This window comes from Streptomyces sp. NPDC002463, assembly GCF_042889835.1.
GTDB classification, from domain to species: Bacteria; Actinomycetota; Actinomycetes; order Streptomycetales; family Streptomycetaceae; genus Streptomyces; species Streptomyces nymphaeiformis.
In genome coordinates this window covers 122,930-129,293 of the sequence record NZ_JBIARL010000023.1, presented here as the reverse complement: position 1 = coordinate 129,293, position 6,364 = coordinate 122,930, and the positions used below count along the sequence as shown (strand labels likewise).

7 protein-coding genes are annotated in these 6,364 nt (G+C 72.0%); all 7 read right to left on the bottom strand.

Annotated features, from left to right (window positions below; genetic code table 11):
* A partial coding sequence (locus ACFYX3_RS34855; protein WP_389022331.1) for an LLM class flavin-dependent oxidoreductase occupies nucleotides 1–305 on the bottom strand: 305 nt, incomplete at its 3' end.
* A gap of 10 nt (nucleotides 306–315) precedes the next feature.
* Nucleotides 316–1,719: a dihydropyrimidinase gene (gene hydA / locus ACFYX3_RS34850; protein ID WP_376587709.1), complete on the bottom strand. Its 1,404-nt coding sequence runs from the start codon at nucleotides 1,717–1,719 to the stop codon at nucleotides 316–318.
* 19 nt (nucleotides 1,720–1,738) lie between these two features.
* Nucleotides 1,739–3,022, bottom strand: coding sequence for an aspartate aminotransferase family protein (locus ACFYX3_RS34845; RefSeq protein ID WP_385659091.1), 1,284 nt, complete (start codon nucleotides 3,020–3,022; stop codon nucleotides 1,739–1,741).
* On the bottom strand, nucleotides 3,019–3,861 hold the full coding sequence (locus tag ACFYX3_RS34840) for a nitrilase-related carbon-nitrogen hydrolase (RefSeq protein ID WP_389022326.1): 843 nt from the start codon (nucleotides 3,859–3,861) through the stop codon (nucleotides 3,019–3,021). Before ACFYX3_RS34840 ends, ACFYX3_RS34845 begins: the two co-directional genes overlap by 4 nt.
* 220 nt (nucleotides 3,862–4,081) lie before the next feature.
* On the bottom strand, nucleotides 4,082–5,431 hold the full coding sequence (locus ACFYX3_RS34835) for a UL36 very large tegument protein (RefSeq protein ID WP_389022322.1): 1,350 nt from the start codon (nucleotides 5,429–5,431) through the stop codon (nucleotides 4,082–4,084).
* Nucleotides 5,432–5,521: 90 nt separating this feature from the next.
* Nucleotides 5,522–5,902: a PPOX class F420-dependent oxidoreductase gene (locus ACFYX3_RS34830; protein WP_389022318.1), complete on the bottom strand. Its 381-nt coding sequence runs from the start codon at nucleotides 5,900–5,902 to the stop codon at nucleotides 5,522–5,524.
* A gap of 9 nt (nucleotides 5,903–5,911) precedes the next feature.
* On the bottom strand, nucleotides 5,912–6,307 hold the full coding sequence (locus ACFYX3_RS34825; protein ID WP_389022315.1) for a winged helix-turn-helix transcriptional regulator: 396 nt from the start codon (nucleotides 6,305–6,307) through the stop codon (nucleotides 5,912–5,914).
* Between the last annotated feature and the right edge of the window lie 57 nt (nucleotides 6,308–6,364).

Sequence of the window (6,364 nt, the reverse complement as noted above, 5' to 3'; positions counted from 1 at the left end):
ACGCGCATGGCGGAGTCGCCGCGGCCGATGCCGCACACGGTCCGGTTGCCGTACATGTCGTTGAGGGTGGCGAAGGTGGAGGCGGTCACCTCCCAGGTACGCGTCCCCGGGTTCGTCACCATCGTGCCGACGTGCAGCTTGGTGGTGTTGGCGAGGATCTGGCTGTAGATGACGAAGGGTTCCTGCCACAGCACGGCGGAGTCGAAGGTCCAGCCGTAGCGGAAGCCGTTGCGCTCCGCGCGGCGCATCAGGCCGACGACCTGCGAGGCGGGCGGGTCGGTCTGCAGGACGAGTCCGAAGTCCAACGTCGTTCTCCTAGTTCAGGTACTGGCAGGTGGAGCGGGGGGTGAAGGCGCCGTGTCCGGACCGGCCGGTGAACTTCCGCTGGTCGATGACGGGTTCGCCGCGCGAGAGGACCGTCTCGACCTGACCGGTGATCGTCTTCCCCTCGTACGCGGAGTAGTCGACGTTCATGTGGTGGGTCTCGGCCGACAGGACCTGTGTGGCGTGCGGGTCGTAGATGACGATGTCCGCGTCGGCGCCGGGCGCGATCGTGCCCTTCTGCGGGTAGAGGCCGAACATCCGGGCCGGGGTCGCGCAGGCGATCTCGATCCACCGGCGGCGGCTGATGTGCCCGTCGACGACGGCCTGGTGGAGGAGGTCCATGCGGTTCTCCACCCCCGGCAGACCGTTGGGGATCTTGGAGAAGTCGCCCCGCCCGAGGTCCTTCTGCCCGACGAAGCAGAACGGACAGTGGTCGGTGGACACCACCTGGAGGTCGTTCGTCCGCAGCCCCCGCCACAGCGCCGCCTGGTGCTCCTTGGGCCGCAGCGGGGTGCTGCACACGTACTTGGCGCCCTCGAAGCCCGGCTCGGCGAGGTTGTCGGTGGAGAGGAAGAGGTACTGGGGACAGGTCTCCCCGAAGACGGGCAGCCCCTTGTCACGGGCGGCGGCGATCTCGGCGACGGCCTCCTCGGCGGAGACGTGCACGACGTACAGCGGGGCCCCCGCGACCCGGGCCAGCTGGATCGCGCGATGGGTGGCCTCGGCCTCCAGGAGGGCCTTGCGGACCTCCCCGTGGTAGCGGGGGTCGGTCTCGCCGCGGGCGAGGGCCTGCTCGACGAGGACGTCGATGGCGATGCCGTTCTCCGCGTGCATCATGATCAGCCCGCCGTTGTCGGCGGAGCGCTGCATGGCGCGCAGGATCCGGCCGTCGTCGCTGTAGAAGACGCCGGGGTAGGCCATGAAGAGCTTGAAGGAGGTGATGCCCTCCTGGACGAGCTTGTCCATCTCCTTGAGCGTGTGCTCGTTGACGTCGGAGAGGATCATGTGGAAGGCGTAGTCGATCGCGCAGTTGCCGTCGGCCTTGGCGTACCAGGCGTCGAGTCCTTCGCGGAGGCTGTGGCCGACGCTCTGGACGGCGAAGTCGACGATGGTGGTGGTGCCGCCCCAGGCGGCGGCGCGGGTGCCGGTCTCGAAGGTGTCGGAGGCGAAGGTGCCGCCGAAGGGCAGCTCCATGTGGGTGTGGGCGTCGACGCCGCCGGGCAGCACGTAGCGGTCGGTGGCGTCGATGATCCGGTCGGCGGTCCAGCCGGCCGCGACGTCCGAGCCGTGTGCGGCGAGGGCGACGACGCGGCCGTCCTCGATCAGCACGTCGGCGTGGACTTCGTCGGCGGCGGTGACGACGAGACCGCCGCGGATGAGGGTACGGGTGCTCACGGGACTTCTCCCCTGCCAACTAGAGCGATCGGAGGGCCTGTTCGAGGATCGCGGCGCCTTCCTCGGCCTCGGAGACGGTGAGCGAGAGCGGCGGGGCGATGCGCAGGGTGCTGGTGTTGTGGCCGCCGCCCTTGCCGATGAGCAGGCCGTTCTCGCGGGCGGCCTCCAGGACGGCGGTGGCCGCGTCCGGGTCGGCCCGGTCGGTGCCCGGTTCGGTGAGTTCGAGGCCGATCATCAGACCGCGGCCGCGGACCTCCCGTACGGCCGCGACTCCGGCCGCGGCGGCCCGGACGCGCTCGATGAGCAGACCGCCGACGCGGCGGGCGTTGCCCTGGAGGTCGTGCTCCAGGAGGTAGGACAGGTTGGCGAGGCCCGCGGCCATCGTGATCGGTGAACCGCCGAAGGTGGAGATGGAGTTGGCGTCGAGGCAGTTCATGATCTCGGCGCGGGCGACGACGCCGCCGATGGACATGCCGTTCCCGATGCCCTTGGCGAAGGTGAGGATGTCGGGCGGTCCGGCCTGGCCGTGGGCCTGCCAGCCCCAGAAGTGCTCGCCGGTGCGGCCCCAGCCGGTCTGCACCTCGTCGGAGATCCAGAGGATGCCGTGCCGGTCGAGGACGCGGCGGAACGCGGCGTACAGGCCGTCGGGCGGGGAGGTGAAGCCGCCGACGCCCTGGATCGGTTCGGCGATGAGGGCGGCGACGCCCGCGCGGGTCTGGCCGAGCATGTCCTCCAGGTCCGCGACGCACGCCTCGATGAACCGCTCGTCGGTGAGTCCCGCGTACGGACCGCGGCCGCGGACGCCGCCGTGCACGTACAGGGTCTGGAGCGGCGAGAGGCCGGTGGGCGACCAGGCCCGGTTGCCGGTGATGCCGACGGTGGAGAACGAGCGGCCGTGGTAGCTGTTGCGCATCGCCAGGATCTGGTTCGAGCGGCGGTACGCGGTGGCCAGGAGGAGGGCCGTGTCGTTGGCCTCGGTGCCGGAGGTGGTGAAGAAGACCCGGGCGTCGGGGATGCCGGAGAGGCCGGCGACCCGCTCGGCGAGCTCCACCATGGGCCGGTTGAGGTAGAGCGTCGAGGAGTGGATGATCCGCCCGGCCTGCTCGGCGACGGCCTTGGTGACCTCGGGCAGGGCGTGGGCGGTCATGGTGGTGAGGATGCCGCCGAAGAAGTCCAGGTACTTGCGCCCCTCGGCGTCCCAGACGTGGCGGCCCTCACCGTGGGTGATCTCGATGGGGTCGCGGTAGTAGAGGGCGACCCAGTCGGGGATGACGGCCTTGTGCCGGTCGTGGAGGCTCCTCACGGCTGCACCAGCCCGTCGTACGCGTCGGGGCGGCGGTCCCGGTAGAAGGCCCACTGCTGCCGGACCTGCTCGATGAGGTCGAAGTCGAGGTCGCGGACGACGAGTTCCTCCGCCTTGTCGGAGGCCACCTCGCCGACGAACTGACCGCGCGGGTCGACGAAGTAGCTGGTGCCGTAGAAGTCGTTGTCGCCGTACTCCTCGATGCCGACCCGGTTGATGGCGGCGACGAAGTACTCGTTGGCGACGGCGGCGGCGGGCTGCTCCAGCTGCCAGAGGTACGAGGAGAGGCCTCGGTGGGTGGCCGAGGGGTTGTAGACCAACTGGGCTCCGTTCAGGCCGAGTTGACGCCAGCCCTCCGGGAAGTGGCGGTCGTAGCAGATGTAGACGCCGATCCGCCCGACGGCGGTGTCGAAGACCGGCCAGCCGGCGTTGCCCGGGCGGAAGTAGTACTTCTCCCAGAAGCCCTTGACCTGCGGGATGTGGTGCTTGCGGTACTTGCCGAGGTAGCTGCCGTCGGCGTCGATCACGGCGGCGGTGTTGTAGTAGAAGCCCTCGCTCTCGACCTCGAAGACGGGGACGACGACCACCATGCCGGTCTCGCGGGCGAGGTCCTGCATCCGGCGGACGGTCGGACCGTCGGGGACCGGCTCGGCCCAGCGGTAGTGCTCGGGCTCCTGGACCTGGCAGAAGTAGGGGGCGTTGAACACCTCCTGGAAGCCGATCACCTTGGCGCCCTGCCGGGCGGCCTCGCGGGCGTGCTCCTCGTGTTTGGCGATCATGGATTCGGTGTCGCCGGTCCAGGTGGCCTGGACGAGCGCGGCGCGTACGACAGCGGTCATGAGCTGCTCCTTCGGCACGGCGTCAGAGAGCCTCTACGCACGTAGACGCGGTGCGTAGGAGGAGAACGTAAGCCCCGTCACACCCCGGAGCAAGACCGCCGCCGCGAAGCGGCCGGGTCGATCATGTTTCATACCCGAGTAGTCCACGTCGGACACGTACCGACACGTACTGACCAGTACGGATAGGGGCTGCTCCGACCCCTGTCCGCAGCCGCTTCCGTCAGGCCACCGCCAGGCCCGCCACCCGCAGGGCGTGGAGCAGGTCGCGTTCCCGAGCCCCGGACACGGCGCGCGCCGCGGTCAGCAGTTGGGGGACGAGTCCGTGCGGGTCCGCGGCCGCGAGCCGGGCGGCGTCCTCGGGGGTGCGGACCCGCACGAACGCGGTGAGCAGCGCGTGCGCCTCGCGGTGGTGGTCCTCGGCGTGCAGCGCCGCGCACGCCCCGGCGAGCTCCTCGGCCGGGCGGGACACGCCCTGCCGCAGCAGCTGCTCGCAGTCGGCCGTCCGGCCCGCGTCGGCGAGCACGCCCGCGACGGCGGCGAGCCGGGCGGGCGGCAGCGAGGCCGCCTCCCAGAGCAGGGTGGACCAGTCGGCACCGAGCCCGGCCCGGTGCAGCTGCTCCGCGAGGGCGGGCAGCCGCGCCGGCGGCCCGCCGAGCGCCTCACAGAGCAGGGCGTGCGCCTCGCCGCTGCGGCCCTGCGCGCGGAGGCGCCGGAGGGCGTAGACCGCGTTGGCCGCGGCGCGGTCGGCTTCGACGGGGTCCGCGGTGGGGGCTTCGGCCACGGCGACGGGCTCGACCGCGCCTCCGAAGCGGGCCCCTCGGGGTGCCGCTCCCCCGGCCGGGAGCGCCGGCATCGGCGCCGGATCCGTCACCACCGCCTCGGCGCCCTCCTCCAGCCAGGCGTACCGGGCGCCCCGGGGGCGCCGCCCGGCCTTGACGGGCTTCGCGGCAGCCGCCGCCGGCCCGGCCACCGGGCCGGCGTGAGGCGGCGCGGTCACCGGCCCCGCTCCAGCGGTGCGGGCCGACGCCCCCGCCACCGCAGCCGGAGCCGCGGCCGGACGGCCGTCGACGCGCGCCGCCCGCCCCAGTCCGGCCAGTCTGCCCGTCAGTTCCCTCACCCGGGCCGACGCCCTGGCGTGGTCGTCGCGGGTCCAGGCGAGGTCGTGTTCCAGGCGGGCGGCCTCCGTCGGGTCCGGGGTGGCGCGCAGCCGGTCGGCGAGCTCGCGGCCCCGGGTCTCGGCGTACCGGCGTTCGGCCTCCATCAGATCCCGGCGTTCCGCCAGCGCCGCCGCCCCGCCGGGCCGGCCGTCATGGACGCGCGCGGCCGCCTCGTACAGGAGCCGGCCCTGCGTGGCGAACGGCCCGTCGGCGGGTTCGCCGGCATCCTGGCAGAGGGACTCGACGACGTCCCAGGGCAGGATGTCGATCCCGTCGAGGCAGGCGCGCAGGCCCTCCGGGTCGCGTGCGGCGAAGACGCCGTACCAGCCGCCCTCCGGCCGGGCGCGACCCGTGAGCTCGGCCAGCCATCGCGTGAACGCTCCGACCTCCACCGTGAGTTGATACACCGTCATGCGTCCCACACCTGCCCCGCGGTCGACTGGAACCTTCCGGTCCGCGGGTATTGGACCGCAGTCGTGTTACGGGACGACTACGGTCCGTTTTCAGAACGTGACGACGATCCCGGTGTGCGGGCGCTTGCCGAGCCGGACGAGCATGGCCGGCACGTCGGTCAGCCAGAACTGCCAGGTGTACTTGCGCGAGAGCAGGCGTCGGATCCGGCGCAGCTCCTCCCCCTCCACGAGGCGCCCCGTACCGGTGAACCGTTCGGCGCCCTCGGTGATGTTGCCGCGCAGGTCGCAGACGGCCACCTCGACCCGGGGGTCGTTGCGCAGGCGCTTGACCTTCCAGGAGTCCGAGCGGGTCCACACGTACAGCTCGGAGCCCTCCACCGCGTACCAGACGGGTGTCGCGACCCCCGTGCCGTTCTTCCGGAAGGTGGTCAGGCTGACGTAGCGGCCGCGCCGCAGCTCTTCGGGCATCATGCCGGGAGCTTAGGACGCGGCCTGCTCGTACGCGGTGCGGGCCTCGGCGATCTCGGGGGCGTGGGTGCGCGCCCAGGCGCAGGCCGTGTCGAGCGGGGCGATGAGGGACCGGCCGAGAGCGGTGAGCGCGTACTCGACGCGGGGCGGGTTCTCGTCGTGGACCGTACGGGCGAGGAAGCCGTCGCGCTCCATGGCCCGGAGGGTCTCGGTGAGGACCTTGGGGGTGATCCAGTGCAGGGGCACGCGGAGTTCGGAGAAGCGGCGGGGCGACCCGTCCTCCAGGCAACGGAGCACCATCGCGGTCCACTTGCCGCCGACGCGGATGGGCTGGGCGGGACTTCCGCCGCAGTCGGGATCGTGGAAGAGGGAGGGGCTCAGCGGCTCCCGGGAAGGCTTCTCGATCATGCGCCGACGCTAGCCCAGTACCGTTGAAGTAACCAGGGGTGCCCGTCCTACGGTCCC

Coding starts and splice junctions, on each gene's coding strand:
- ACFYX3_RS34840 (WP_389022326.1), bottom strand. CDS start 3,861: ATGACCGCTGTCGTACGCGCCGCGCTCGTCCAGGCCACCTGGACCGGC.
- ACFYX3_RS34835 (WP_389022322.1), bottom strand. CDS start 5,431: ATGACGGTGTATCAACTCACGGTGGAGGTCGGAGCGTTCACGCGATGG.
- ACFYX3_RS34830 (WP_389022318.1), bottom strand. CDS start 5,902: ATGATGCCCGAAGAGCTGCGGCGCGGCCGCTACGTCAGCCTGACCACC.
- ACFYX3_RS34825 (WP_389022315.1), bottom strand. CDS start 6,307: ATGATCGAGAAGCCTTCCCGGGAGCCGCTGAGCCCCTCCCTCTTCCAC.